The sequence below is a fragment of the Pseudomonas agronomica genome (genome assembly GCF_025917275.1).
Classification (GTDB): domain Bacteria; phylum Pseudomonadota; class Gammaproteobacteria; order Pseudomonadales; family Pseudomonadaceae; genus Aquipseudomonas; species Aquipseudomonas agronomica.
On sequence record NZ_JAOSHO010000870.1, the window covers coordinates 1 to 1,153 of the forward strand.

The following is a 1,153-nucleotide window of genomic DNA, read 5'->3' on the forward strand; positions in this document are numbered from 1 at the left end:
CGCGAGCAGGCTCGCTCCCACAATGAGGTCGGCTTACAACCGGGAAACCAGGTCATCTGGGGACAATCCACGCCGAATGATTGACGACACTTTTCGTACGCCTTTGCCGATTTCTACTGACCGACTATCACTCACTTTCATCGACGAATAAACAGCATTTCAAGCCAATCAACGACATGCCGACGCTACGCTTCGCTGCGCTTGGCCCACGTCAAGAAACCGAAATTTGACTCCATAAAGCCAGCACCTATCGTTCCCTCCAGACCGCACCCAGGGACCGGGTGATCCGGACGCTTTTTACAAGGCGCGGTCGTCATGTCACATCTCAAGGAGCTATGAAATGTCTGGAGCAACTCAAACGATTGACGTGCTGGTCACGGTGGATGCCGATTACCTGATAAACACCGGCGACGTACCTGGCGCCATCGCGATGCTTGTCACACGTAGCGCGATCGACTCGCACGCCACCGGCAATGAAGGCGAAGGTGGCAATGAACTGTGGATCGATGTGAACCCCGGCGACATCATTCGCTGGCGCGCCACCACCCTCTCGCGCAACTTCGACCGCGTCGCGCTCATTACGGATGTCGAACAAGGCGACCCTCACCAGGGCGGTAATTACCCTGGTTCGATGTCCAAACCCGTGTCCTTCAACATCCCGGGGATTCCCGTGCCCTACCTGGACAATGGCGTCAGCCGCGGTATTTCCAAGACCGACGTGACCTATACCTTCTGGCAATCCACGGCGCTCAATCCCGGGAAGCTCTGGTACCAGGCCACGTTCATCCTGCTGGACCGCAACCTGAACCAGATCGGTCCAACCCACACGTGGGACCCGTACATCACGGTCAATTGACCATTCGCTGAGCAGTAAACAACCCTGGCCGGCATGCTATCCGCCATGACGATATGCCGGTCAGGGTTGCCTATCGAAACACGTCGCAACGCCCCCTGGCTCCCCTCCCCGTTGACCGTGCTGGCTGATATCAAGTGAGATACCCCACTTCGAGCGCGTTTGCTCGCAATAGCGGTGGATCAGCTTGCGTAAAAGCTGAATGGACCGACGTCATCGCGAGCAGGCTCGCTCCCACAGGTGCGCGTCAGACCGATTATTCAAACAACCCATGCCCCCGTGGCGAGGGAGCTTGCTCCC

At 57.5% G+C, this 1,153-nt stretch carries 1 protein-coding gene; it reads left to right on the forward strand.

Annotated elements, in window-relative coordinates; genetic code table 11:
• Window positions 1–340: 340 nt before the first annotated feature.
• A complete protein-coding gene (locus tag OC610_RS27795; RefSeq protein ID WP_264432764.1) occupies window positions 341–856 on the forward strand; it encodes an inclusion body family protein in 516 nt (171 codons plus the stop codon).
• Window positions 857–1,153 lie beyond the last annotated feature (297 nt).